Here is a 25,382-nt window from a genome sequence, read left to right on the forward strand (position 1 = left end):
ATCAGTGCTCGTGTCCGTGGTCGTGCTCGTGGCCCTCGACCGTGACGGCAGACGGCGGCGGTGCTTCCTCGCCCAGGCTCGTCCGGGCCTCCGCGAGCATGTCACCGGCCTTGAGCCGCGCCTCCTCGGCGGCCGAGGAAAGCCAGCGCCCGGCGACGATCCCGCCCGCGATGCCGCCGACGACGGCCTTGCGCGCCGCCGACGTGCCGTCCGGCAGCCGCCTGGACAGGCCGCGGATGATCAGGCCGCCCACCACTCCGGATACTGCGTAGTGGGCCAGTCGCCCGGCTGCGGCACCAGCGACAGCCATGGGATTCATGAGCCGCTCCTTCCGGATCGGCGTCGGGCGATGCCCGGCGGCGAACGCCACGATCCTGAGAGGCCGGAAAGGCTCGGCATACGCTGTATGAGCCTCGTGACGGCGACCCCTCCTTCAGTCTGCGCCCTCATGACGTGCTCCGGCGAGTCGGCCGACCCGCCTCGAGCCGTACATCCGGCACGTGAGATAGATCAGGAAGGAGATCGTCGTGACGTACGGGGACACGGGGACGCTGCTCCCGAGGGAGAGCAGCATCCCTCCCTCCATCGCGACGAGCGCGAAGAACACGCTCAGGAGGGGCAGGAGCGCGGCCGACGCTGTGATCCGAGCGGCCGCCGCGGCGGGCGTGACGAGCAGCGACAGCACCAGCAGCGCCCCGACGATCTGTACGCACAGGGCCACCGCGAGCCCGAGGACCAGCATGAACCCCAGGGACAGCGCGCGGACCGGCACCCCTCGGGCCTCGGCCACCGCCGGGTCGACGCTGGCGAAGGTCAGCGGTCGCCACACCACCGCGAGGACGAGGAGCACCACCGCCGACGTACCGGCGAGCCAGGCGAGCTGCGGGGTGTCGACCGCGATGATCTGGCCGGTCAGCAGGCCGAACTTGTTCGCCGCCCGGCCTTCGTGGAGCGACAGGAACAGTACGCCCAGGCCAAGGCCGAAGGGCAGGATGATGCCGATCACGGAGTTGCGGTCACGGGCGCGGACCCCGAGGACGCCGACCGCGGCGGCCGCCAGCAGGGACCCGACGATGGCCCCCGCCACGACGTTCACGCCCAGCAGCAGGGCCGCGGCGGCGCCCGCGAAGGACAGCTCGCTGATCCCGTGCACGGCGAACGGCAGATCACGCATGATCACGAAGACTCCGGCCAGCCCGCCCACCAGGCCGAGCAGGACGCCGGCAACCAGGGAGCCCTGGACCAGGCCCAGCAGTTCGCCGTAGTCACCGAAGTCGAAGACCTCCTGCCACAGATCCCGCGCGTCTCCGCGTGCGGCGACCCCACCGGAGAGCATTCCGGATAGTCTCATCCCGGCCCGCCCTCGCTCGAGGTCCTGCCGTTCGCCCCGTTCCCATGGTTGTGCGGCACGGCCGCGTCGGGCGCTCCGACGACTACGACGCGGTCCCGTACATGGACGACGTCGACCCGCGTCCCGTACAGCTCCGTCAGAGACGAGCTGGTCATGACCTCCTCCGGCGGGCCGACCCGGAACCCTGCCGGAGCCAGGTACAGGACCCGGTCCGCCATCCCCAGCACGGGGTTGATCTCGTGTGTCACGAACACGACAGCGGTGTCGGCGGAGCGCCGACGCCGATCGATGAGGGCCGTCACGGCGCGCTGGTACTGAAGGTCCAGGGAGAGCAACGGCTCGTCGCACAGCAGGACCCGCGGGTCCGTGGCGAGAGCCTGCGCCACGCGGACCCGCTGCTGCTCGCCCCCGGACAGCCGGCCGAGGGGTACGTCCGCGAACGACGCCGCCCCGACCGCCTCCAGGAGCTCGTCGGCGCGGCGGCGGGCCGCACGACGGCCGAGCCGGGGACCCCACCGATGCCCGTCCACGCCCAGCCGTACCGCGTCACGCGCTCGGACCAGGGTGTGTGCGGGCAGGGACCGGTGCTGCGGCACGTACCCGATGTGCCGTCCGGCGTGCCCGGCAGCGTGGCCGAGCACCGTGAGTGAGCCGGCCGTCAGCGGTCGCCTGCCCAGGATGACGCGCAGCAGACTGGTCTTGCCGGACCCGTTCGGGCCCAGCACCGCCAGGAACTCGCCCGGGCGTATGTCGAGGTCGAGAGCCTGCCACAGCACCCGGCCCCCGTAGACGAGCGTCCCGCCCTGGAGGCTGATCACCGGAGCGGCACGGCCGGTCTCCCGGCGGGTGGCGTGGCGGGAAGGCGATGCGAGGGCCTCTGTACGATCCATGGCATTCCGTGGCGGTGTCCGCTCGATGTCCAGGGTGGGCCTGAACTAGGTGTCCAGGGCGCGCCTGAGCGCGTCGACGTTGGCGGTCATCCAGGCGACGTAGTCCTGGCCCGAAGGCAGGGTCTCGGTGACGGTAACCACGGGGACACCGTTGTCCCGGGCGGTCCGCTCCACCCTCTCGGTCTGGGAAGTCGGCGTCTGCTCATTGAGGACCAGCGCCTCTGCCGTCCCGTCGGCGACCAGCCCGAGCGTCTCCCGCAGGACCCGCGCGGAGACCTCGTCGCCCTCCTCGACGGCCTCGCTGAAGTCCGGTGGCGTCACGTTCCGCAGCCCGCACGCCTCGACCATGTACAGCGGGACCGGTTCGGTGACGGCGACGGCGGTGCCCCCGCGCTCCTTCTCGATTCGTGCCTCCGCGGCCCGGACGGTGTCCAGGTCCGCTTTGAAATCGGTCGCGTTCTTCCGGAAGGCGTCGGCTTCCGTCGGGGCGGCCTGCGCGAGGGCGTCGGCGACGCGCTCGGCCAGCCGGCCCATGGTGGGCATGTCGTACCAGACATGCTCGTTGTACTCTCCGCCGTCGTCCGGGACCTTGCCCGACGCCTCCACGCCGGTGATGACCTCGGCCGAGGAGTTGTTCGCGCCGCGCAGCATCTCGCCCATGAAGTCGTCGTAGCCGCCGCCGTTCTCGACGACGATCTTCGCTCGGGACAGTTCCAGCTGGTTGCGTGTCTCCGCCTCGTACTCGTGCGGGTCCTGTGCCGGATCGTTGATGATCGAGACGACCTTCACCCGGTCACCTCCGATCTGCTTGGCGACGTCCCCGTACACATTGGTCGAGGCAACCACCGGAACGGGGGCCGGTGCGGCGGCCTCGCGGGACGAGGGGGACCAGGGGGACGAGGGGGACGACTCGGCGGCACCGCAGCCGCCCAGCAGAGCGAGCACAGCCCCGGCGACGATCCCCGGGCTGCGACCTGAGAACGCCCGCATGAGCAGTCCTCCCGCCGGCGAAACAAAAACCGTTATCACCTGCATTCTCCCCCTACCTCCCCGACCCCTCCACCGAAGCGGGCGGCGACCACCGCGACCTCGAGGGGCGGACGGACAGAGCCCGACAATCGTAATGACATCCATTTTCATGTATCGTCTCGGCCGCCCACCAGTCGCACCCGGAGGTCCCCATGGCCGTGCCCAAACGCAAGATGTCGCGCAGCAACACCCGGCACCGTCGCGCTCAGTGGAAGGCCACCACGCCTCAGCTGGTGACGGTCACGGTGGACGGGGTCGCGTACCGCGTCCCGCAGCGGCTGGCCAAGGCGTACGAGCGTGGCCTGCTCCGTCCTGAAGGCTGATCCCGGCATGACTCACGCCCCCTCGCCGCGCCTTCCCGTCACCGTCCTGTCGGGGTTTCTCGGGGCCGGCAAGACCACTCTGCTCAACCATGTCCTCACCAACCGCGAGGGCCTGCGCGTCGCCGTCATCGTCAACGACATGAGCGAGGTCAACATCGACGCCGCCCTCGTACGCGGCGGCGAGGCGGCTCTGTCGCGGACCGAGGAACGCCTGGTCGAGATGACCAACGGATGCATCTGCTGCACCCTGCGCGACGATCTGCTGGAAGAGGTGGACCGGCTGGCACGCGAGGGCCGCTTCGACTACCTCCTCATCGAGTCCTCCGGCATCTCCGAGCCCATGCCGGTGGCCGCCACCTTCGCTTTCACCCGCGACGACGGCGCCACCCTCGGCGACCTGGCCCGGCTGGACACGATGGTCACGGTCGTGGACGCCGCCAACTTCCTTCCAGAGCTCGCCGGTGGCGACGAACTCGCCGAACGGGGCCTGGACCAGTACGAGGACGACGAACGCACCGTCAGCGACCTGCTCATGGACCAGATCGAGTTCGCCGACGTCATCGTCCTCAACAAGCTCGACCTTGTCGACGAGGCCTCCGTCGACCGGCTGCAGGCCACCCTGGCCCGCCTCAATCCCGCCGCCCGCATCGTGCCGGCCGTACGGGGCCGCGTGCCGGCCGGAGAGGTCCTGGGCACCGCTCGCTTCGACCTGGAGCGGGCACAGCAGGCTCCGGGCTGGGTCAGGGAACTCAACGGCGACCACGTGCCCGAGACGGAGGAGTACGGCATCTCCTCGACCGTCTTCCGCTCCGCGGCACCCTTCCATCCCGGGCGGCTGTGGACGTTCGTGACGGAGACACTGGACAGCGGCGCTCACGGGCAGGTCCTCCGGTCCAAGGGCTTCTTCACGCTGGCCAGTCGGCCGCGTGTGACGGGACTGTGGTCCCAGGCCGGTTCCGTGGCACGCTTCGAACCTTCCTCCGCGCGTGACAACGACAGCCCGTACGCCCAGGAACTCGTGTTCATCGGCACCGACTTGAACGCGGAATCCCTGCGGGCGGCCCTGGCCGACTGCCTCATGCGGGACGACGAGGCCCCGCCCGCCACCGATCCCTTCCCCGCCTGGGACACCTACGGATTCGACGAGAGCTGCGCGCACGAGCACGACCCCCTCACCACCGTGACGGGGCACTGAGACTCCGGGCCGGACGGTGGTCGCAGCCACGGCACCATCCGACCCGGTGCACACCCGCGTCAGGGAGGCCGCTCATGGACAGGGAAAAGCCGCGCCTGGGAACGGTGCAGGAGACACTCCTCATCCCCCTGTACGCCCGCGCGGCGGAGAACCGCAAGGAACAGGCCCTGCTGCGGGACGCGCGGGCCGAAGAGATCGTCGCCTCGATCGACTACGACTTCGGACGCTTCGACGACCTCCCCAGCCTCACCGGTGCTCTGCTGCGCACCCTTCTGTTCGACCGATGGGTGAGGGACTTCCTCTCCGAGCACCCCGACGGAACCGTGGTGGAGATCGGCACCGGCCTCAACACGCGGTACGAACGCGTGGACAACGGCCGCGCCCGGTGGTTCGAACTCGACCTGCCCGATGTGATCACCCTGCGGCGCACCTTCTTCACGGACACGCCGCGCCGGACGATGATCGCGGCCTCGGTGACGGACGAGTCATGGGCCGCCGAGGTGGCCTCGCGCGCCGACGGGCCCTGCCTGTTCGTCGCGGAGGCCGTACTGCCCTACTTGCACGAACCCGATGTGCGCCGGGTCGTCGACCTGCTCGCCGACCGCTTCCCCGGTTCCCTAATGGCTCTCGACACCGCCGGCCCGGGTTTCTTCGACACCCAGGAACAGCACGACGCCCTCAGCAAGGTCGACGCCCGCATGCACTGGTACTGCCCCGACCCGGCCGGACTGGCCGACTGGCGCCCCGGGACCGGCATGCTGGCATCACACACCCTCACCAGCCTCCCCGGCCCCCTGCTGGCCGAACTACCGCTGCCCTACCAGCAGATGGTGTCCGCGATCGCCGCGCAACGCCTGCCCCAGGCCGAGGGGTACCGGCTCAACCTCCTGCGCCTGCCCTGACAGCCGACGCGGCGGTGCGCCGTCATGGAAATGATTACTATGTGCGTCATCTCCTGGAGGTGGGTGTCTCTGCGCGAAACATCAGCCACACAGCTGCCGGCGCCGTTGCGCACGACACGGCAACGGAAGGCCGTCATGAACGCCCTGCATCAGCAGACCGGCTTCACCTCCGCCCAAGAGCTGCACGAAGCTATGGAGGCCGACGGCATCACCATCGGCCTGACCACGGTGTACCGGACCCTGCACGCCCTGGACCGCGCCGGACAGGTCGACGTCGTGCGGGAGAAGAGCGGAGAACGGCTCTACCGGCCACGACCCGCCGACGGACACCGCCACTACCTCGTCTGCCGCGACTGCGGCCTCAGCACGGAGGTGGAGGCGGACACGGTCGAGCGATGGGCTGAAAGGGTGGCCGAGGTCATGGGCTTCGCCGAGGTCGAGCACACAGTCGAACTGAGTGGCGTGTGCGACCGGTGCCACTTCATCCGGAACACCACACCGGCCCTCACGGACCGACACGCCTGAACCACCGCCCGCCCCGATGGGCGGGCGAGTTCCCGGCGTGGTCGTCACCCTGCCGCAGCGACCGCCCGGGGCACCGTGCGCATGCCTCTGCTCGGCATGGTCTTCGCGGTCGGCTCGATCGAGGGCGGCATCCTGCTCGCCCGCGGCAGCTCCATCCCCATCAGACCTCCACTACACGAAGGGCCGCCCACCGGCCTCCATCCCGCAGCGCGGTGCCGTCGGTGACGCACTCCCCCTCACCGCACGGCAGACAGTGGAGATGGGCCGCTGGGGCGAGCGCGGGCTGCGGCGGCGGCTGACCCGGCACGACCGGGCGGTCGTCGACTCCGCCATGGAGCGACTGGGCGTCGCCGACCTCGCCGCCCGCCAGCTCGGCGAGCTGTCCGGCAGGCAGCGCCAGCGCGTCCTCATCGCCCAGGGCCTCGCCCAGCAGTCGGACTTGCTGCTCCTTGACGAGCCGACCACCGGATTCGACCCCGAGGCCCGGGAGCGGATCACGGTCCTGCTGACGGACCTGGTCGCCGACGGCACGACCGTCGTCCAGGCCACGCACGACCTGCAGGCCGCCCGCTCGGCCGACGCCTGCCTGCTCCTCAGCGACGGACGGCTGGTCGGGCAGGGCCCGCCCGAGCAGGTTCTCACCCCTGAGGCCCTGTCCAGGATCTGGCAGCCTGCGTCTGTGTGAACGCGTCGTGGAGTACCGGTGGGGCGGGCACGGGCGGTGCCGAAGGCGGGCGACCCCAGCGCGTTTCCAGGTGCCCGCGCCCCTGAGCCTCCCCTGCCCGGGCCCCGGGGGCGGGGTCCCGTACTCAGGACGAGGTGGTGAGTACGCGGTTGAGCGCGCTGCCGGGGCGGCGGGTGAGATCCTCCCAGGTTCCCTCTTCCGTGATGCGACCCTTCTCGAGTACGGCGATGCGGTCGGCACGGCGGATGGTGGCCGGCCGGTGGGCGATGACGATCGTGGTGCGGCCCTCCTCCCGCAGCGCGGCGGCGAGCTGGGCGTCGCCGGTGTTGTCCAGGTGGGCGGTGGACTCGTCGAGGACGAGGACGCGCGGGCGTACCAGCAGCGCGCGGGCGAGGGCTATGCGGGCCCGCTGTCCTCCCGAGAGGGTCGCGCCGCGCTCCCCGACGAGGGTGTCCATCGCGGCGATCCGGTCGACGCCGCACCGGCGCGCTGTCGCGGCGAGCAGATCGTCGTCCGTTTCGGGTGCGGCGAGCCGCAGGTTCTCTGCGAGGGTGCCGTGGAAGAGGGGTGTCTCCTGTCCCACGAGGACGACCGCCCGCCGCAGTTCGGGGTCGCTCACGTCCCGGATGTCCACGGGGTCGCCGTGGGCGGGCACCAGCTGGACCGCTCCCTGGGAGGGGTCCCAGAACCGGGCCAGTAGGTGGGCGCACGTCGACTTGCCGGCTCCCGAGACGCCGACCAGGGCGAGTGTCCGACCCGGGGGGACGGTCAGGTCTACGCCGTCCAGCACGGGCTGTCCGCCGTAGTCGAACCGCACGCCGTGCAGCCGGACACCCAGCGGACCAGGCGGCAGGGGAGCATGAGAATACCTTGGGCTCAGTCCCTGACCACGCTTGTCGCTGTCGCGCTCGGGGTGACGGCGACAGGTGTGGCCCCTGCCTCCGCCGCCTCCAACACGCCTTTGCGTGTCATGCCGTTGGGCGACTCGATAACCTGGGGCGTGGGAAGCAGTACGGGCAACGGCTACCGCGCGCCGTTATGGAACCGGCTCGCGGCGGACGGCCATCCCCTGGACTTCGTGGGCACGGTGCGGAACGGTTCGATGTCCGATCCGGACAACGAAGGCCACTCCGGGTACCGCATCGACCAGATCGCGGCGCTCGCCGACGCCTCACTGACCCGCTATCGGCCCAACGTCGTGACGCTGCACATCGGCACCAACGACCTCCAAGGAGCCTCCGAGGCCGACAGCGCCATCGCCCGGCTGAGGTCGCTGGTCAACCAGATCACCGCCGACGTCCCCGACGCCACCGTCCTCGTCGCCTCCCTGGTCGTGTCCACCAGCAGCTCGAAGGAGCGGTTCCGGGGCACGTGCAACCAGGCCACCCGGCGCATCGTCAGCGACGCGCAGGCCGCGGGCAAACGCGTCGCGTTCGTCGACATGAGCAGTCTGACCGCGGCCGACCTGGCCGACCCCCTGCATCCCAACGACGCGGGCTATCAGAAGATGGCCGACGCCTTCCACCGTGGTGTCCAGTCCGCGGACAGCGCCGGGTGGCTGAAGAACCCCGCCCCCGCGCCCGCCCGCGTGCAGTCCGGCATCGCCGGCAAGTGCATGGACGTCAACGGTGCCAACAGCGCCGACGGTACCGCCGTCCAGACATGGAGCTGCGGCGACGGTGCCAATCAGGTCTGGCAGCCTTACAACGGCGGTTACCGCAACCCCGCCTCCGGCCGCTGCCTCGATGTTCCGGGCTCCTCCACGGCCGACGGCACACAGCTCGTGCTGTGGGACTGCAACGGCGGCTCCAACCAGAAGTGGACCACTCTGACCACCGGATGAACCCCGAGCCCGAGATCTGGGCCTGACAAACTCAGATTTCGGGAGGACATCGCGGACAGGTCAGGCCCAGGGGCTGACCACGGCGAAGGAGCTGTCGGCGCGGAACGTGTCGGTGTTCTGGTAGGGGTCCACGCGCAGGGCGTAGTTGTAGTGGCGGATGTAGCGGCCGGGGTAGTTGTACGACTCCAGGCGGACGGAGCCGGAGGCGCTGCCCGGGCGTGCGCAGTAGGTGGCGTCCTTCTTGAAGGTGTCGGTGCCATTGCTGCTGTCGAAGCGGACCCGGAAGTCCCAGTGGCGGAGATAGCGGCCGGAGGAGTCGCGGAAGGAGTAGCAATTGGCGTCGGCGAGGCCGGGTACGACGGTGAAGGTGGCGCTCTGCTTGACGGCACTGCTGCTGGAGGTGCTCACCGGGTCGATGTAGCCGAGGCTGTCGGAGTGTTCCGCGGCGTACCGGTCGGGGTAGTTGACCAACCGCAGCGACCTGGTGGCGTTGGTGGGCAGGGTGACACCGCCGGGGACTGTCTCCTTCAGCACGGTGGCGTGGCGGATGAAGCCGGACAGCCCGGGCACCTCGGTGGGCGCGGACCAGGTGGCGAAGTTGTCGTAGCTGTCGCTGTACCAGTACTTCCCGGCACGGTAGCCGTCGTAGTAGATGCGCCAGCCGCCGTTGTCGAGCTGGACCAGGGCCGGACCCTCGACCCAGTCGCCGAAGCCGGCCCAGTCGCCCGTCTTGCGCAGGGTGTAGGGGCCGGTGAGGCTGGAGGCGGTGGCGTACTCGATGTACTTCGTCGTCTCGTTCTTGGTGAACGCGTGATAGGTGGAGCCGACCTTGACGATGAAGGTGTCGATGTAGTTCGGGCCGATACCGGACAGCTGGGTGGGCGCGGACCAGGTGGTCAGCGCTGCGTTGGTCGCCGTGATCTTGTAGGCGGTGAAATGGGTGGCGGTGCTCGCCGCCGTCAGGGACACGATGACGTTGACGCTGCCGTCCGTGTCGATGAACCACTCAGGTGCCCAGGTGCGGGTCAGCCCGCTGATCGGGATCGTGTAGTTGTACAGGAACGTCCAGTTCACCCGGTCGGTGCTCCGGGCGAAACCGATCGTGTTCCCCGTCCAGTTGGTGGTGTAAGTGAGGTAGTAGTAGCCGTCGGTGTACTTGAAGATGCTGGGATCCCGGATCAGCGCGGACGGCGGGGTGTAGGCGGGGCCTTTCTGCAGGGTGAATCCGGTGGCGTCCGGCGAGTCGTACACATACAGGTTCGACTCACTGCTGTTGGTGAACGCGGTCATTGTGTACCGCGTGGCCTGCCCGGCCGGCGGGGCGGCGGAGGCGGTGCCCTCAAAGACGGCGCCGCCCAGCAGGACCAGCAGCAGCGGGCACAGCAGGGCGAGCAACTTTCTTACGGTTCTGTTCAACTCTTCCTCCGGGCTCGGCCAGTCCGATGGGCCGAATCGCCCCGTGACAAGGGATGCGATTGTTCGACATAGCGAACAGTGTGCGTAACTTCGAGCAGAAGATAAGTTTGGGCCGTGGTTCCGTCAATGTTTCCGACGGGTACCGTTCCGCGCATTTCGCGCCGCCCGGATATCGAAGAAGCCGCACTGTCACACACGTTGACTTCCGCACGGGAAACCCTTTACGTTCGGCGCCCAACCCGTCCGACAGTTCGACCCATGTTCGGAATATCGGTCATTCGCGGTGCGAGAGCGGTCCCGCCTCCGGAAGGAACCCACCCCCCATGCCCCGAACCGCGCGCTTTCCAGGCGCGAGCCCTTCCCCTACCCCACCGCCTGGACACCGGACTTCGACGCCCTCGAGATCCAGGCGGTGTTTCGCGTGGGAAAACCGCCCGTCCACGCGATGACTCATCCTCCCGGGCGACTTCAGCGACTGAGACTGCATCCGGGTCGGCTCCGACTACTACGGCATCACCAGCACGTTCGGGTACTCGCCCGGCATGTCGGGCGCCCTCCGCATCCACGCGGGGCGACTGGCTGTACCTCGACACGCCCGACGAGGGCTTCTCGGCGATCACGCAGAACGCCGTGCGGCAGCGCACCACCTGGGACGTCGACGGAGTCAGACGGTTCTCCTGCAGCCTCGTCGGAAACGTCTTTCCGTTCGGCGGCACCTACCAGCTCACCTGGGGCGGACACCGCGGTGACCGGGTCGGTCTCTACACCTGCAACCCGAACGGCACCGGTTACGTCGACGTCGACTCGGTGCAGTACACCATCGCGCCCACCAGGGTCCACACGTGCGTCAGCGTGCGCAACGGCAAGGTCGCCGACGTCTACCGTGCGTGGAACGCGGACGGCGCCGCCATCATCCAGTGGCCGACACCGGCGCGTCGAACCAGCAGTGGGCCTTCCAGTCCACGGGGGCGGCTATCACACCATCGCCTGTGTCCGCAGCGGCAAGGTGCTCTACGTGGCGGGGTCCTCGACGGCGGACGGCGCGGCGGTCGTGCAGATGACCGCCGACGGCCGGACGAGCCAGCAGTGGCAGCCGCGCCCGCAGACCGGGGGCGAGTTCGTCCTGGTCAACCGCAACAGCGGCAAGGTGCTCGACGTCAAGGGAGGCAGTACGGCCGACGGTGTCGCGCTGATCCAGTAGCGCGACGTCGGCAGTTCCAACCAGCGATGGACCTTCCACCGCGTCACCGGCTCGGGCTCCTGAGGTCGGAGGCGGAAGTCTCGCCGGGTGTCAACGACCAAGCACTCGCTCTCTCGTCATCGAAAGGTGCAAGATGTCTTCCTTCGTCAGCAGACGGCGCCTGCTGCAAGTAGCCGGGGCCACGGTCGCCGCATCTGCCACGGGATCCTTCATGGGCGCATCTCCCGCGCAGGCGGCCGTTCCTCCCGCAAGGGCCGACATAGGGGTCTTGGCGCACCCCTTCGAATTCGGCCAGGTCCGGCTCACCGCAAGCCGGTGGCTGGACAACCAGAACCGAACGCAGAACTATCTGCGGTTCGTCGATGTCGACCGGCTGCTGTACAACTTCCGCTCCAACCACCGGCTCTCCACCAACGGCGCCGCCGCCACCGGCGGCTGGGACGCACCGAACTTCCCCTTCCGCACCCACGTCCAAGGGCACTTCCTCACGGCCTGGGCACAGCTGTACGCCGTGACCGGGGACACCGTCTGCCGGGACAAGGCCACCTACATGGTCGCGGAGCTGGCCAAATGCCAGGCCAACAACGGCGCCGCCGGTTTCAGCGCCGGGTACCTCTCCGGCTACCCCGAGTCCGACTTCACCGCTCTCGAACAGCGGACCCTGAGCAACGGCAATGTGCCGTACTACACCATCCACAAGACCCTCGCCGGCCTGCTGGACGTATGGCGCCACATCGGCAGCACACAGGCCCGTGACGTGCTGCTCGCCCTGGCCGCATGGGTCGACTGGCGCACCGGCAGGCTGAGCAGCCAGCAGATGCAGGCCATGCTGCAGACCGAGTTCGGCGGCATGAACACCGTGCTGACCGACCTCTACCAGCAGACAGGCGACGCGCGGTGGCTCACCGTCGCCCAGCGGTTCGACCACGCCGCGGTGTTCGACCCCCTGGCGTCCGGCCAGGACCGGCTCAGCGGACTGCACGCCAACACGCAGGTGCCCAAGTGGATCGGGGCCGCCCGGGAGTACAAGGCCACCGGCACGACCCGCTACCGGGACATCGCCACCAACGCCTGGAACTTCACCGTCAACGCGCACACCTACGCCATCGGCGGCAACAGCCAGGCGGAGCACTTTCGCGCCCCGAACGCCATCGCGGGCTACCTGAACAAGGACACCTGCGAAAGCTGCAACACCTTCAACATGCTCCTCCTCACCCGGGAACTGTTCGCGCTGGACCCGAACCGGGTCGCGCTGTTCGACTACTACGAGCGGGCGTGGCTCAACCAGATGATCGGCCAGCAGAACCCGGCCGACGACCACGGCCACGTCACCTACTTCACCCCCCTCAATCCGGGCGGCCGCCGCGGTGTGGGCCCGGCGTGGGGCGGCGGCACCTGGAGCACCGACTACGGCACCTTCTGGTGCTGCCAGGGCACAGGCCTGGAGATGCACACCAGGCTGATGGACTCCATCTACTTCCGCAGTGACACCACCCTGATCGTGAACCTGTTCGTGCCCTCGGTGCTCAACTGGTCGGAGCGCGGAATCACGGTCACCCAGACCACGACGTACCCCGTCAGCGACACCACGACCCTGCAGGTCACCGGCAACGTCAGCGGCACGTGGGCGATGCGCATCCGCATCCCGAGCTGGACCGCCGGGGCCACGATCAGCGTCAACGGCACGCGGCAGAACATCACCACCACCCCCGGCAGCTACGCCACCCTGACCCGCTCCTGGACCTCCGGCGACACGGTCACCGTCCGTCTGCCCATGCGGGTCATCATGCGAGCGGCCAACGACAACCCGAACGTCACCGCGATCACCTACGGCCCGGTGGTCCTGTCCGGCAACTACGGTGACTCCTCGCTCAGCTCCCTCCCGACGCTGAACACGTCCTCGATCACACGGACCAGCAGCAGTTCGCTCGCCTTCACCGCGACCGCCAACGGCTCCACCGTCAACCTGGGCCCGTTCCACGACGCGCACGGCCACAACTACACCGTCTACTGGAACACCAGCGGCACCGTCCGGCTCGCCAACGTGGGCAGCGGTCTCGTGCTGGGCATCCAGAACATGTCCACGGCCGACGGTGGCCGCGCTCTGCAGTGGAACGACTCGGGCACCGCCGACCACGACTGGCACATGATCGCCGACGGAAACGCGGTCCGCTTCCGCAACGCCCACAGCGGCAAGGTGCTCGGCGTCTCGAACATGTCGACGGCAGACGGCGCGACCGTCCTGCAATGGTCGGACAACGGCACCGCCGACCACCGATGGACGCTGCTCGACCAGGGAGACGGAACCTACAAGATCCGCAACGAGAACAGCGGCAAGTTGCTCGCCATCGCGAACAACTCCACCGCTGTGGGTGCGTTCGCAGTCCAGGACTCGGACGACGGCACTGCCGACAACCGGTGGCGCATCGTGAGGAACTAGGCCGCCGAGGAAGCACATCCTGGTCGGTCTCCATCCTCCACCGCGCTCGACCTTTCGACCTTCGTTCGATATCCGGAACAAAAGAGGTCGAGGCGCAGCACATCGACAGTCCGGACAGCCTCTGACGGGGCCGAACCGGAAACGCTCACTCAACGAATGAGGTCCGCATTGCGCAGACTACGTTTCAGCCGCAGACATCTGTCCGTAGTGCTCGCGGCTCTGGTCGCGTCGGCGGCGACGCTCGTCGCCGATCCGGCTCAGGCGGCCCCCACCACCGGCGCCGTGCGCGGTGTCGGTTCCAACCGGTGTCTCGATGTTCCGGGTGCCGCCCAGACCGACGGCACGAACCTGCAGATCTGGGACTGCCACGGCGGTACCAACCAGCAGTGGACGCTGACGGACAACAACCAGCTCACCGTGTACGGCAACAAGTGCCTGGATGTCCCGGGCCACGCCACCACGGCCGGTACCCGGCCGGTGATCTGGTCCTGCAACGGCGGGACCAACCAGCAGTGGCGGGCGAACGCCGACGGCACGATCGTCGCCGTGGAGTCCGGACTGTGCCTGGACGTCAGCGGCGGCGCCACGGCCAACGGCACGGCGGTGCAGCTCTGGAACTGCAACGGCGGCAGCAATCAGAAATGGACCGGCCTGGCCGGGACGCCCAACTCGTGTTCCCTTCCGTCGACATACCGGTGGACGTCGACCGGTCCGCTGGCGCAGCCGGCGAACGGCTCGGTGGCGCTCAAGGACTTCACCACCGTGACGTACAACGGTCAGCACCTGGTCTACGCAACCACCTCTGACGGATCGTCGTGGGGCGCGATGACGTTCCGGCCCTTCACGAACTGGTCGGACATGGCCTCGGCCGGCCAGACCAGGATCAGCGGGTCGGCGGTGGCGCCCAAACTCTTCTACTTCGCACCCAAGAAGATATGGGTGCTGGTCTCGAACGGGTGGGGCACCGCCTGGCCCTTCACCTACCGCACGTCCAGCGACCCCACCAACCCCAACGGCTGGTCCGCGCCGCAGGAGCTGTTCACCGGCAGCCTCCCCACAGGCGGCCCGATCGACCCCACCGTGATCGCCGACGACCAGAACATGTACCTGTTCTTCGCCAATGACAAGGGCAGCATCTTCAAGTCGACCATGCCGATCGGGAACTTCCCGAGCAGCTTCGGCTCATCGTACGAGACGGTCATGAGCGACACGGAGAAGAACCTGTTCGAGGCGCCGGAGGTCTACAAGGTCCAAGGCCAGAACCAGTACCTCATGATCGTTGAGGCTCGGGGCGCGACGGAGCAGCGCTTCTTCCGCTCGTTCACGGCTTCCAGCCTGAACGGTCCGTGGACCCCGCAGGCCGCCACCGAGAGCAACCCCTTCGCGGGCAAGGCCAACAGCGGTGCCACCTGGACCAACGACATCAGCCACGGTGACCTGGTCCGCACCAACCCCGACCAGACCATGACCATCGACCCCTGCAACCTGCAGTTCCTCTACCAGGGCAGGGACCCCAACTCGAACGGCACCGACTACCTGAAGCTGCCGTACCGGCCGGGCCTGCTCACCCTGCGGCGCTGACCCGCGCGCACATGATCACCAGCTCGTGACCTTGCCCCTTGAGGGAGGCGAAGCAGCTTCCGCTTTGCCTCCCGGGAAGGACATACCATGGTTCCCCTGCACAGACGACTGCTGCGTCTCCTCACGGCCACCGCACTGACGCTCACCGCCACCGTCACCGCCTCCGTCGGCACGACCGCCGAGGCCGCACCGGGCAGCCCCGCGCTCACCCCGCCGCTGGGGTGGAACAGCTGGAACAGCTTCGGGTGCGGGATCACCGAGGAGCAGGTCCGTCAGGCCGCCGACGCGATGGTGTCCTCGGGTATGCGCGACGCCGGCTACCGGTACGTGGTGGTCGACGACTGCTGGTTCGACCCGCAGCGCGACGCGGCCGGCAACCTGCGGGCCAACCCAACCAAGTTCCCCAGCGGCATGAAGGCGCTCGGTGACTACATCCACAGCAAGGGCCTGAAGTTCGGCATCTACCAGGCCCCCAACGAGAAAACGTGCGCCCAGGGCGTGGGCACCTACCCCGGCTCCACGGGCAGCAAGGGACACGAGGCCCAGGACGCCACCACGTTCGCCTCCTGGGGCGTGGACTACCTCAAGTACGACTGGTGCTCCGGCAGCGGCACCCTCAGCGAGCAGATCGCACAGTTCACCATCATGCGCGACGCCCTGCGCGCCACCGGCCGTCCGATCGTCTACAGCATCAACCCCAACAGCTTCCACTCCCCCACCGGCGACAAGTACAACTGGGGCGAGGTCGCCGACCTGTGGCGGACGACCGAGGACCTGCTCGACATCTGGCAGAACAACAACACCAACAGCTACCCGATGGGCGTCGGCAACGTCCTCGACGTCACCGCCCCGCTCGCCGCGCAGTCGGGTCCCGGACACTGGAACGACCCCGACATGCTGGTCGTCGGCCGCCCCGGCCTGTCCCTGACCGAGTCCCGCTCCCACTTCGCCCTGTGGGCACTCATGAGTGCCCCGCTCATGGCCGGCAACGACATCCGCACCATGTCCGCCGACGTGAGCGCCATCCTGCGCAACCCGCGTTTGCTCGGGGTCAACCAGGACCCGCTGGGCGCGGGCGGACGCCGGGTCCGCGACGACGGCGACACCGAGGTGTTCGCCAAGCCCCTGTCCGACGGCTCCGTCGCGGTCGGCCTGTTCAACCGAGGCGGCAACACCGCGACCGTCACCACCACGGCCGCACAAGTCGGCCTGTCCGGAAGCTCGTTCACCCTCACCGACCTGTGGACCGGCGGCACGTCGACCACCTCCGGGCAGATCTCGGCCAGCGTCCCCGCGCACGGTGTCGCCGTGTTCAAGGTGACCGGCGGCAGCCCCCTGGCCTCCACCACCGCACGCCTGCGCGGTACCGGGTCCGGCCGCTGCCTGGACGTGGACGGTGCCGCCACGGCGGCCGGGACCAAGACGCTGATCTGGGACTGCCACACGGCCGCCAACCAGCTGTGGACCACCTGGGCCGGCGGCGAGATCCGCGTCTACGGCGACAAGTGCCTGGACGCCTCCAACCAGGGCACCACCAATGGCACGCCGGTCATCATCTGGCCCTGCAACGGCCAGAACAACCAGAAGTGGACCGTCGGTTCCGACGGGTCGATCCGCAACGTCCATGCCGGGCTGTGCCTCGACGTCAACGGGGCCGGGACCGCCAACGGGACCCCGGTCGTCCTGTGGACCTGCAACGGCCAGAACAATCAGAAGTGGACTGCGCTCCCGTAACAGGCAGACGTCCGGGCGGAAGAGGGCAGTCCCACGACAGCTGATCAGGCTGCGGGGACTGCCCCTCCTGCACCGGGACCGGGACTTTGAGCGCGAACGGCAGACCGTGGAGGAAGCGGGCATCTCCACGGTCTGCACTACGACCTCCAGCAACCTGCCGCTGCCCACACCCTTGATCTCGTAGTTGCCATCGCCGCCGGGGTCGGTGCAGGTCGGTAGACGGTGCCGTCGTCGGCAGCGTGGTGGAGCCCAGGGTCGGCTTGGCCGTCCGGCCTCCGATCCTGACGCCGCCCACGTTGGCGTACCCGCCGGTGGCCGCGTTGGCCCGGATCCGTACGAACCCCACGCTACGGGCGGGCCATTCGGCCACCTTGGTGGCGCGGTGGCCACCGGGTGGGCGGCCGGCCGACGTGAACTTCGTTGAGCGGGGCTTCGGCAGTCGGGGCGCGCTGGGCGTCAGCCAGTCCAGGCCTGCTCCGGTGGAACGCCATGCTGACCAACTGCGACACCTTTTCAGGTCCCACGGGCTACTGCTGCCGGAGGTATTGACGCATCCCGCTCCTCGCACTTAGCGTCTGCCCGACTTTACGAACGTCGTTCGATTTATCGGACAACTCACCTCGGTGGACAGGGAGTCGACTACGGAGGCTCCACCTCCCCGGCAGTGGAGACCGAGACCCCGCTCGCATCGACAACCGCTCGGTCGGCCCCCGGCACCCCGACCGCCCCACTCGGGTGACAGGCGTGCCGTCACCACTGTGAAGGACACCGCACCTGGGAGACATGCGTCACCCGGAATCAGTCGGCCCCTTCCGCGTGCCCGGTGGTGGCCTTAGCAGAACGACAGGAGACATACATGTCCGCGCTTCGCGCCCGGTTGTCGGCGATACTGCTCGCCGCGTGCCTGCTCTTCACAGGCCAAGCCTTGCTCACCCCGGACCGGGCGGCCGCCGCCGACCCGGGCTACCTGATGACGCACTTCATCGGGGAGGGGTCGAACGGTCAGCAGATCTACTTCTCGTACAGCACGGACGGCCTGAACTGGACTGAGCTCAACGCCGGCGGAACTGCCCTTCGCTCCACGATCGGCACGAAGGGAGTGCGCGACCCCGCACTGGTGAGATCCCCGAACGGTGACAAGTACTGGATCATCGCGACGGACTTGTGCATCAGCTGCGGGCAGAACTGGGAGGCCGCCGTGTACAACGGCAGCCGCAACCTCGTGGTGTGGGAGTCGACGGACCTGATCACCTGGTCGGAGCCGTGGCTGCTCGACGTCGCCGGCGCGATCCCCGACGGACGCAACGCCTGGGCGCCGGAAGCGATCTGGGACCCGGCCTCCAACGACTACGTCCTGTACTGGGCGACGAACAAGCCGGTCGACGGCGTAAAGAAGCACCGCATCTACTACGCCCACACCAGCGACTTCCGTTCCATCACCACCCCGCAGATCTACATCGAGCGCCCCGGCACCCAGGAGATCATCGACACCCAGATCGTCGAGATGCCGGCCGGCGTCGGCAACTACCGCTATGTGCGGGCCTCCGGCGACGGGCAGATCACCCTCGAAGGCAGCAACTCGATCCTCGGAACCTGGACCAACCTCGGCAACCTCTCCGGCATCGGCCTGACCGGTGCCCAGGTCGAGGGCCCGATGTGGATGAAGTTCCGCGACCGCAACGAGTGGGCGCTCTACCTCGACCAGTACTCCTCCGGACGCGGGTACATGCCGGTCACGACGACCAACCCCTCCGCCCCCGGCACCTACCGGATTCCGGCGTCGGGAACCTACTCCATGGGCGTCACGAAGAAGCGCCACGGCTCGATCCTGAACCTCACGGCCGCCGAGGAGTCCCGCGTGCTCGCACGCTGGAGCGACATCCCGGCCAACCGGCTCCAGTCGTACAACTTCCAGGACCGGTACGTGCGGCACGCCAACTTCGACGTGCGCATCGACCAGAACATCACCGGCCCTGACGCCCAGTTCCGGCTGCGGCCCGGCCTGGCGGGCACCGGCACCGTCTCCTTCGAATCGGTGAACTACCGCGGGTACTTCCTGCGGCACGCCGGATACGACTTCCAGCTGGTCCGCAACGACGGCACCGCCCAGTTCGCTGCGGACGCCACCTTCCGGCAGGTCGCGGGGCTCGCCGACGCGAGCTGGTCGTCCTTCCAGTCGTACAACCACCCCGACCGTTATATCCGCCACTACGCCTACCAACTCCGCCTCGACCCGATCACCACCGCGGCAGGACGCGGCGACGCCACCTTCCGCATGACGAACTGACCCGCACCGAAAGCGACGCCGGCGCCTTGGCGAGAGCGCCGGCATCCCCTTTTCCAGTGATCTACTGCCGAGTGGCCATCGCTGAAGTACTTGCAGAACCTGCCCTATGAGGGCCGTCATCAGTGACAAGACGGCCAACGACTGCCTGCATCACGCCGTCGTCATCTCCGCCACCCGCACAGGTGAACTGCGGCGGGACCGTTCCGGATACTTGTGTGACAAGTGTTGACGAAGAAAGGTGCAGAACTTACCTTCTGGCCGAACTTACGAACGATGTTCGATATATCGACCTGCGTGAAGAGGCGTCCGCCGTACACCAGCACCAACACCAGCACCAGAGGGAGTACTCAGTGAGACCTGCGCTCCGCCGTCGAACGGTCCTCGGCATGATCGCCGGCTCGGCCGCCGCCACCGTCACCGGCGTCTCGACCGGTACCGCCCACGCCGCCGTGCCCACCTCCCCCGGTGTGACGTACACGAACACCATCGCCGAGCAGCGGGCCGACCCGCACATCTTCAAGCACACCGACGGTCTCTACTACTTCACCGCCACCGTCCCGGCGTACGACCGCATCGTGCTCCGCCGCGCCACCACGATCCAGGGACTCACCTCGGCCGCCGAGACGACCATCTGGACGAAGCACGCCACCGGTGAGATGGGCGCCCACATCTGGGCTCCGGAGATCCACTTCATCGACGGCAAGTGGTACATCTACTTCGCCGCCGGCGCCGCCAACGACATCTGGCGGATCCGGCCCTACGTCCTGGAATGCACGGCCGCGAACCCGATCACCGGCACCTGGACGGAGAAGGGCCGTATCGCCCTGCCGCTGGACACCTTCTCCCTGGACGCGACGACCTTCGTCGTCAACGGCACCCGCTACCTCGCCTGGGCGCAGAACGACCCGGCCGTCGGCCGCGGCACCAACATCTACGTGGCGCGGATGTCCAGCCCGTGGACCATCACCGGCACACCGGTCATGATCAGCCGGCCGACCGCCTCGTGGGAGACCGCCGGAGGGGAGACGGTCAACGAGGGCCCGGCCGTGATCCAGCGGGGCGGCAAGGTCTTCATGACCTTCTCGGCCAGTGCCACCGACGCCAACTACTGCATGGGCATGCTGACCGCGTCCGCCTCGGCCGACCTGCTCAGCGCCTCGTCGTGGGCCAAGAGCGCCGGCCCGGTCTTCGCCAGCTTCGCCGCCACCAGCCAGTACGGTCCCGGGCACAACCAGTTCACGGTCTCCGAGGACGGCAAGTCGGACATCCTCGTCTACCACGACCGCAGTTACAGGGACATCAGCGGTTCCCCGCTCAACGACCCCAACCGCCGCACCCGCGTGCAGAAGATCTACTGGAAGGCCGACGGCACGCCCGACTTCGGCATCCCGGTCGCCGACGGCCTCACCCCGATCCGGCTCTCCTCCTACAACTTCCCCGACCGGTTCATCCGGCACTGGGAGTACCGCGCCAAGATCGAGCCGAACGTCTCCCCGCTGGCCGACTCGCAGTTCCGTGTGGTCACCGGTCTCGCCGGCACAGGCACCGTCTCCCTGGAGTCGGCGAACTTCCCCGGCTACTTCCTGCGTCACAAGAACTCCGAGGTGTGGGTGGACAAGAACGACGGGACGGCGCAGTTCGCGTCCGACGCCTCCTACACCGCCCGGGCCGGCCTCGCGGACTCCGCCGGAGTCTCGTACGAGTCGTACAACCTCCCGGGCCGTTACATCCGCCACTACAACTACCTGCTGTACGTCCAGGCTCTCAGCACGACGACCGACCGGGCCGACGCCACCTTCTACGCCCAGTGAGCAGTCAGCGACCGCCCGTCACTCCCGCTCTGTCGTCCGGACGGGGAGAGGCTCGGCCGAGCGCAGGTACCGCAGGCCGGCTTCCCAGGCCGCGTCCACGGCGGCTGGCGCGTCGTCGGCCGGGGTGACGCGGTAGAGGTTGCCAAGCACGGACGCCCCGAAGCCCAGCTCGGTGAGGGCGACGGACGTGTTCTGGATCTTCCGCTGGTGCAAGGCGTGCTCCTGGGATACGGGGGTGGTGGCACCGGTCAGCGTCTGACGTGGGCCGCTCCGCCCGCGATGAGCGCCTCGACCTCGGCGAGCGAGGCCATGGAGACGTCTCCGGGCGTGGTCATGGTGAGCGCGTCGTGTGCGGTGCCGTAGACCAGGGCCTGCTCCAGGCCGGCCCCGGCCGGGTGTCGGCGGCCACGGCGGCCGGCACCGTCGCCCGGAAAACCGCACCACATGCTCAGTCAGAGAGGCAGGCCGCTCGCATCAGGCAGCACACCCGGCGTCGTGAGTGATCTCGACGCCGACCGTCCGCGCTCCGCCGCGCTCTACGCGCCGGCGAAGGAGCCGCTCCTTGCGGTGTGACCGCCGATCGCGGCTCCGACCAGCCGGCTCTCGAAGGACCGCAGTATCTGTTCGAGATCCGTCGCGTCGAACGACGTCGGATCCGTCCCGAGACTGATTCCGGCTGTCTCGAACATGCTCCACACATCGAAGGAGAGGTTTCCGGAGTACGCGTCGACGGGTGTGGGGAATCGTCGGTAACGGCTGGACGCCATGGCTCGGTCGAGGTCCTGCGGTGCCCTGTCCGCGCGAGCCCGGATCAGCGTGCGGGGCGCTATGGCGCGGATGTTGACCACGTACGGGTTGTGTGCGGAGCGGCCCAGTTCGGCGGAGACCTCGTCCAGGGATCTGGCGTAGCGGTCGGGCTCGCGCCGACTGACGGAGGAGGATCTGACCTGTGCCGTGTCGACGGCTCGGCACAGCGCCGGGAACCGGTCGCTGCCCAGGGACGTGTCGACCGGGACGAGGGCCCTGCCCGCGATATGGGCCACCGCCTCGCGGGCGAAGGTGGTTTGCCGGTTGGGCATCACGGTGTTGAACACGCAGGTGCCGATGCCGAGGTGCTCGGCAAGCGTGCGCGCGTACGCGGCTTGCAGGACGGCGGCCACGGATGTGCGGTACTGCTTCGCCAGACGGGCTGCCGCGAGGGCGACAGCCGCCGAGTCGAGGCATACGAAGTTGTAGACGGCGTCCCTGTGGCTCTGGGGAGTCCGGAGTTCGGGCATGGCGGACCGACGGAGCATGGCCCGGTCATGGGTGTCGACACGATGGGCGTGCCGCAGCCCCGAGGGACTGGCTTCGAAGCTCGCGATCTGACGCCGGACACGACGGGCGCTCGGCACGAGGGCCTGCACGACGACCTGCCCCGCTACCTCAACCAGGACCTGCTTCTCCATCTGTGGCCGGTGCTACGCACCCTCGTCGGCCGCACCGTGCGCACCGTATGGGAAGAGCCCTTCCCCCAGCTCGCCTCCCGCACCCGGGCAGCCGCGTGACGGACATGCCGGAGCTGCACACGCGGCTCCTGGCGGATGTGATCGCGCTCGGCTCCCGTATTCCCTTGTTCTCACGGCGGATATGCCGTGCGGGCGCACCGCCTCGTGAACCGCCCGAGCCAGGACCTCGATGTCGCCACCGAGAACCCGGCGCCCATGGCCGACATCGCGGACGTGGTTCGCGCCGGCCTGGAAGCCCGGGGCTGGAAGGTGCAGGCGCTGGAGACCGCCCCATTGTCCGCCCGCTTCTCGGTGTCCGAACCAGCCACCGGGCAGGAGTGCGAGGTCGACATCCTCAAGGAAGTCTTCTGGCGGCCAGTCGCCCAAAGCCGGTACGGTCCCGTCCTGGCGGAGGAGGATGTGATCGGGACCAAGGTCCGTGCGCTTGCCGACCGTGGAGCACCGCGCGACCTCATCGATGTGTTCGCAGCGTCCCGCCGCTGGAACACTGCCGATCTCGAAGAATTCGGCAGAAGGCACGACCGCGGCCGCTTCGAGCTCGAAAACCTGCAGGCAAACCTCGCCGGAGCCGAGTGGACTGACGACGATGCCTTCGCTGCCTACGGTCTCAGCGACGCCACGATCTCCGCTCTCCGAGCGTGGGCCCTGGAATGGGCCGACGATCTCGCAGCCCGGCTACTCAATGAATCCGACTAACCAGACACCCACTGACAGGCACCCCAAGCGCAACTCGTGGAACTCGCGACGAGGGGAACACGCCGTGAGCTCCGCCTGAAGCCCACACATCGTGAACCCTTCTTGGAGCGGGGAGTCCCTGGCACCCCGTACGGCCGTGCGGGTGCCCTCCAAGCACCGCCGCGAGGGGACGGGCCTGCGGCCATGACGCACCCATCGGCGGCGCCCCCTGCGCTAACGGAGGTTCCTTCACCAACTCATCCCCAACGCCTGGCAAGCCTGCTCGAGCCGGTACACATCTCTGTCCCGCACTCCAAACTCCTGCCTGAGTCGTTCCAACGCGACCCAGCAGCGCTCGGCACTCTGCAATGTCCCGTACGCCTCGAAGTGCACCAGGTCCAAGCCCGCCGCCGTGCGAGCCGTAGCGGGGTGGTCGTCACCGAGCACCCGCTCTTGCAAAAGAAGTGTCTCGGCGAAGAGATCGAGTGCGTCTTTCGTGTGCACTCCTGACTCGTGGTAGGCGCAGGCGAGTTCGTAGGCGGTGGAGAGGACGTCAGGATGCGTCCGCCCCAGGACGTGCTGCTGCGCTTCGAGTACAGCTTCGCCCGTCGCCACGGCGTCCCGCCAACACCCCGCCACGCGTTCGGCAACGGCACGACGGCTCTTGGTGAGCAAAGTGTCCTGATGATCGGCGCCGAGCCGGGTGGTCTGTGCCACGAGGGTCTCCTGGGCAAGTTCCACAGCTTCCGCGACGTGTCCGCGGTTTCCAAGCGGGATGATCATGGCAGAGGTGCACCTCAGCGTGTCGATCCCCATAGATCCACACACCGAGATGCGGCGCTCTCGCAGCACCGCCCCCAGCTTCACCGCATCGGCATAACGATGCGCGGACGTGTATGCGCGTAGGAGGACATCACCGACGCCCAGCACAGCCGCATCATCCTGCGTAAACAGCTCCATCCCGCGTCGGTACAGCACCTCAACCCGCGCCAGGACCGTCTGCCAGCGCCCCAGGTCGGACATGTGGTCGTACGCCGCGGCCATCACAGTCAGGGCCTCACGAGTGACGACCTCATGGGGATGGCAGACGAGGAAGGACGGCAGCACGGGCTGCCATCGTTCCCTCGCGCGGCGCCGGTCCGCCACAGAGTCACGGGGGTCCAGCGCCACCAGCAGGACATCGGCCCAGCGGGCGGCTTGGCGCTTCTCTTCCTCTGCAAGGAGCCCGCGCACGGTCGTGCAGTACACCGGGCTGACGTGCAGACGGGCGTCATCAAACGTGCTCAGGCCGCACTTGCCCAGGACGGGAAACGCCTTGCTCAGCTCGGCTGGATGGAGAGCGATCTCCGTACTGAGCGTGTCATCGTCGGGGCGGTACAGCGGGCGCGGCCCGAGGGAGCGGGCGGGCAGGGGGGTGGGGCCGAGCAAGGCTGCCGCGTCCAGCAGGTGGACCATCCATCGGTCCGTAGATGCAAGGGAGTTGCGTGCTTCTTCGATTCTGGCGATGAGCGATCCGGGGTAGCGGTCAGGGCCGGCTGCGCCGAGGACGGCCCGGGGACGGTCACGCAGCGCATTCAGGAAACCGTCGACTGTGCAGCCGCGCTTGAGCCAGGCTTCCGCGTAGGCGAGTGCCAGTGGGAGGTTACCGAGGGCGGCCGCGATCCGCCCGGCATCCTCAGTACCGAGCGAGCCGACGTTTGTACGGAGATAGTCGATCGCCTCCTGCCTGTCCCAGGGTCCGACGGGCACGACCTCCGCCCACCCACCCCACTCGGCCGCCGGTCCGGAGGATGTAATCAATACATGTCCGGCTGTGTCACCCCCCTGAAATCGGTCATAGTCGGTCCAGCTGCGCAGGCCGTCGATCACCACCAGTGCGGGCTTCTCGCCGACATCCGGGGCGCGCTCTGCCTCCGCCGTCGGGTTCTCATGGGCCAGCTTGCCCTCCCTGGCCCTGATCCAGTGCACGGATCCGAATCGTGAGGC

The 25,382-nt window shown here is 68.4% G+C and carries 20 protein-coding genes and 5 pseudogenes; 15 read left to right on the forward strand and 10 right to left on the reverse strand.

The genetic code is table 11. From position 1 onward, the window contains the following. Position 1: 1 nt before the first annotated feature. From IE97_RS0109865 to IE97_RS0109880, 4 genes are all read right to left on the reverse strand, one after another. Positions 2-319 (reverse strand): DUF1490 family protein, encoded by a 318-nt coding sequence (locus IE97_RS0109865; protein ID WP_030235028.1) that lies wholly within the window; start codon positions 317-319, stop codon positions 2-4. A gap of 114 nt (positions 320-433) precedes the next feature. Continuing rightward, positions 434-1,336 carry a metal ABC transporter permease gene (locus IE97_RS0109870; RefSeq protein ID WP_030235033.1) on the reverse strand — a complete coding sequence of 301 codons (903 nt, stop codon included), beginning with the start codon at positions 1,334-1,336 and terminating at the stop codon, positions 434-436. 11 nt (positions 1,337-1,347) lie between these two features. Next, positions 1,348-2,241, reverse strand: a complete 894-nt coding sequence (locus IE97_RS0109875) for a metal ABC transporter ATP-binding protein (protein ID WP_030235036.1) — start codon at positions 2,239-2,241, stop codon at positions 1,348-1,350. A 45-nt stretch (positions 2,242-2,286) separates the two neighbouring features. Then, complete coding sequence (locus IE97_RS0109880) at positions 2,287-3,231, reverse strand: metal ABC transporter solute-binding protein, Zn/Mn family (protein ID WP_030235040.1); 945 nt, start codon at positions 3,229-3,231, stop codon at positions 2,287-2,289. A 191-nt stretch (positions 3,232-3,422) separates the two neighbouring features. On the opposite strand from IE97_RS0109880, the gene rpmF reads away from it, so the two are divergent. The 6 genes and pseudogenes from rpmF to IE97_RS0109905 all read left to right on the forward strand — a co-directional run. Beyond that, complete coding sequence (rpmF, locus tag IE97_RS0109885) at positions 3,423-3,593, forward strand: 50S ribosomal protein L32 (RefSeq protein WP_030235043.1); 171 nt, start codon at positions 3,423-3,425, stop codon at positions 3,591-3,593. Positions 3,594-3,600: 7 nt separating this feature from the next. Beyond that, positions 3,601-4,788: a GTP-binding protein gene (locus tag IE97_RS0109890; RefSeq protein ID WP_030235044.1), complete on the forward strand. Its 1,188-nt coding sequence runs from the start codon at positions 3,601-3,603 to the stop codon at positions 4,786-4,788. Positions 4,789-4,862: 74 nt separating this feature from the next. Then, positions 4,863-5,690, forward strand: coding sequence for a class I SAM-dependent methyltransferase (locus IE97_RS0109895; protein WP_037844166.1), 828 nt, complete (start codon positions 4,863-4,865; stop codon positions 5,688-5,690). A 39-nt stretch (positions 5,691-5,729) separates the two neighbouring features. Next, a complete protein-coding gene (locus tag IE97_RS0109900) occupies positions 5,730-6,215 on the forward strand; it encodes a Fur family transcriptional regulator (protein WP_078603155.1) in 486 nt (161 codons plus the stop codon). Positions 6,216-6,263: 48 nt separating this feature from the next. Continuing rightward, positions 6,264-6,383 (forward strand): annotated as a pseudogene (locus tag IE97_RS42845) (metal ABC transporter permease); the annotation flags it as partial. Further along, positions 6,382-6,900: pseudogene (locus tag IE97_RS0109905) on the forward strand (metal ABC transporter ATP-binding protein); the annotation flags it as partial. The pseudogenes IE97_RS42845 and IE97_RS0109905, both read left to right, overlap by 2 nt. Before the next feature lie 124 nt (positions 6,901-7,024). On the opposite strand, the pseudogene IE97_RS0109910 reads toward IE97_RS0109905, so the two are convergent. Continuing rightward, positions 7,025-7,756, reverse strand: a pseudogene (locus IE97_RS0109910) (ABC transporter ATP-binding protein); the annotation flags it as partial. Positions 7,757-7,759: 3 nt separating this feature from the next. Between IE97_RS0109910 and IE97_RS0109915 the strand changes: the two are divergent. Continuing rightward, positions 7,760-8,743: a GDSL-type esterase/lipase family protein gene (locus IE97_RS0109915; RefSeq protein ID WP_030235059.1), complete on the forward strand. Its 984-nt coding sequence runs from the start codon at positions 7,760-7,762 to the stop codon at positions 8,741-8,743. A 60-nt stretch (positions 8,744-8,803) separates the two neighbouring features. Here the strand turns inward: IE97_RS0109915 and IE97_RS0109920 are convergent, their stop codons facing one another. After that, on the reverse strand, positions 8,804-10,159 hold the full coding sequence (locus tag IE97_RS0109920) for a glycoside hydrolase family 43 protein (protein WP_030235062.1): 1,356 nt from the start codon (positions 10,157-10,159) through the stop codon (positions 8,804-8,806). A 946-nt stretch (positions 10,160-11,105) separates the two neighbouring features. Here IE97_RS0109920 and IE97_RS42850 point away from each other — a divergent pair. From IE97_RS42850 to IE97_RS0109955, 6 genes are all read left to right on the forward strand, one after another. Beyond that, positions 11,106-11,360 (forward strand): RICIN domain-containing protein, encoded by a 255-nt coding sequence (locus IE97_RS42850; protein WP_030235067.1) that lies wholly within the window; start codon positions 11,106-11,108, stop codon positions 11,358-11,360. A 133-nt stretch (positions 11,361-11,493) separates the two neighbouring features. After that, positions 11,494-13,800 (forward strand): beta-L-arabinofuranosidase domain-containing protein, encoded by a 2,307-nt coding sequence (locus IE97_RS0109930; RefSeq protein WP_030235069.1) that lies wholly within the window; start codon positions 11,494-11,496, stop codon positions 13,798-13,800. 156 nt (positions 13,801-13,956) lie between these two features. Continuing rightward, a complete protein-coding gene (locus IE97_RS0109935; protein WP_030235074.1) occupies positions 13,957-15,381 on the forward strand; it encodes a non-reducing end alpha-L-arabinofuranosidase family hydrolase in 1,425 nt (474 codons plus the stop codon). Positions 15,382-15,468: 87 nt separating this feature from the next. Then, positions 15,469-17,115 (forward strand): glycoside hydrolase family 27 protein, encoded by a 1,647-nt coding sequence (locus IE97_RS0109940; RefSeq protein WP_030235079.1) that lies wholly within the window; start codon positions 15,469-15,471, stop codon positions 17,113-17,115. Positions 17,116-17,971: 856 nt separating this feature from the next. Further along, a complete protein-coding gene (locus tag IE97_RS0109945; RefSeq protein ID WP_030235082.1) occupies positions 17,972-19,402 on the forward strand; it encodes a glycoside hydrolase family 43 protein in 1,431 nt (476 codons plus the stop codon). 386 nt (positions 19,403-19,788) lie between these two features. Next, entirely contained in the window at positions 19,789-21,213 is a 1,425-nt protein-coding gene (locus IE97_RS0109955) for a family 43 glycosylhydrolase (protein WP_030235086.1), read from the forward strand. 18 nt (positions 21,214-21,231) lie between these two features. Here IE97_RS0109955 and IE97_RS0109960 read toward each other — a convergent pair whose 3' ends face one another. The 3 genes and pseudogenes from IE97_RS0109960 to IE97_RS0109970 all read right to left on the reverse strand — a co-directional run bounded on the left by IE97_RS0109960 (position 21,232) and on the right by IE97_RS0109970 (position 22,508). Beyond that, positions 21,232-21,426 carry a hypothetical protein gene (locus tag IE97_RS0109960; protein WP_030235091.1) on the reverse strand — a complete coding sequence of 65 codons (195 nt, stop codon included), beginning with the start codon at positions 21,424-21,426 and terminating at the stop codon, positions 21,232-21,234. Between the two features lie 35 nt (positions 21,427-21,461). Further along, positions 21,462-21,602: pseudogene (locus IE97_RS0109965) on the reverse strand (sugar kinase); the annotation flags it as partial. A 147-nt stretch (positions 21,603-21,749) separates the two neighbouring features. Further along, the gene (locus IE97_RS0109970; protein ID WP_234331794.1) at positions 21,750-22,508 is read right to left on the reverse strand and encodes a hypothetical protein; all 759 of its coding nucleotides are present in this window, start codon (positions 22,506-22,508) and stop codon (positions 21,750-21,752) included. A 9-nt stretch (positions 22,509-22,517) separates the two neighbouring features. Between IE97_RS0109970 and IE97_RS42020 the strand changes: the two genes are divergently transcribed. Beyond that, the gene (locus IE97_RS42020; protein WP_199809804.1) at positions 22,518-22,760 is read left to right on the forward strand and encodes a hypothetical protein; all 243 of its coding nucleotides are present in this window, start codon (positions 22,518-22,520) and stop codon (positions 22,758-22,760) included. 5 nt (positions 22,761-22,765) lie between these two features. Further along, positions 22,766-23,417, forward strand: a pseudogene (locus tag IE97_RS38345) (nucleotidyl transferase AbiEii/AbiGii toxin family protein). A 228-nt stretch (positions 23,418-23,645) separates the two neighbouring features. Here IE97_RS38345 and IE97_RS0109985 read toward each other — a convergent pair. After that, entirely contained in the window at positions 23,646-25,364 is a 1,719-nt protein-coding gene (locus IE97_RS0109985) for a tetratricopeptide repeat protein (RefSeq protein ID WP_030235103.1), read from the reverse strand. Between the last annotated feature and the right edge of the window lie 18 nt (positions 25,365-25,382).

The organism is Streptomyces sp. NRRL S-455 (assembly GCF_000717875.1).
In the GTDB taxonomy this organism is placed as follows: Bacteria; Actinomycetota; Actinomycetes; order Streptomycetales; family Streptomycetaceae; genus Streptomyces.

Bases quoted from the DNA above. Each gene is read 5' to 3' on its own strand.
- IE97_RS0109865 (WP_030235028.1), bottom strand. From the start codon at position 319: ATGAATCCCATGGCTGTCGCTGGTGCCGCAGCCGGGCGACTGGCCCAC.
- IE97_RS0109870 (WP_030235033.1), bottom strand. From the start codon at position 1,336: ATGCTCTCCGGTGGGGTCGCCGCACGCGGAGACGCGCGGGATCTGTGG.
- IE97_RS0109875 (WP_030235036.1), bottom strand. From the start codon at position 2,241: ATGGATCGTACAGAGGCCCTCGCATCGCCTTCCCGCCACGCCACCCGC.
- IE97_RS0109880 (WP_030235040.1), bottom strand. From the start codon at position 3,231: ATGCGGGCGTTCTCAGGTCGCAGCCCGGGGATCGTCGCCGGGGCTGTG.
- rpmF (WP_030235043.1), top strand. From the start codon at position 3,423: ATGGCCGTGCCCAAACGCAAGATGTCGCGCAGCAACACCCGGCACCGT.
- IE97_RS0109890 (WP_030235044.1), top strand. From the start codon at position 3,601: ATGACTCACGCCCCCTCGCCGCGCCTTCCCGTCACCGTCCTGTCGGGG.
- IE97_RS0109895 (WP_037844166.1), top strand. From the start codon at position 4,863: ATGGACAGGGAAAAGCCGCGCCTGGGAACGGTGCAGGAGACACTCCTC.
- IE97_RS0109900 (WP_078603155.1), top strand. From the start codon at position 5,730: ATGTGCGTCATCTCCTGGAGGTGGGTGTCTCTGCGCGAAACATCAGCC.
- IE97_RS0109915 (WP_030235059.1), top strand. From the start codon at position 7,760: ATGAGAATACCTTGGGCTCAGTCCCTGACCACGCTTGTCGCTGTCGCG.
- IE97_RS0109930 (WP_030235069.1), top strand. From the start codon at position 11,494: ATGTCTTCCTTCGTCAGCAGACGGCGCCTGCTGCAAGTAGCCGGGGCC.
- IE97_RS0109935 (WP_030235074.1), top strand. From the start codon at position 13,957: ATGAGGTCCGCATTGCGCAGACTACGTTTCAGCCGCAGACATCTGTCC.
- IE97_RS0109940 (WP_030235079.1), top strand. From the start codon at position 15,469: ATGGTTCCCCTGCACAGACGACTGCTGCGTCTCCTCACGGCCACCGCA.
- IE97_RS0109945 (WP_030235082.1), top strand. From the start codon at position 17,972: ATGTCCGCGCTTCGCGCCCGGTTGTCGGCGATACTGCTCGCCGCGTGC.
- IE97_RS0109955 (WP_030235086.1), top strand. From the start codon at position 19,789: ATGATCGCCGGCTCGGCCGCCGCCACCGTCACCGGCGTCTCGACCGGT.
- IE97_RS0109970 (WP_234331794.1), bottom strand. From the start codon at position 22,508: ATGCTCCGTCGGTCCGCCATGCCCGAACTCCGGACTCCCCAGAGCCAC.
- IE97_RS42020 (WP_199809804.1), top strand. From the start codon at position 22,518: ATGGGTGTCGACACGATGGGCGTGCCGCAGCCCCGAGGGACTGGCTTC.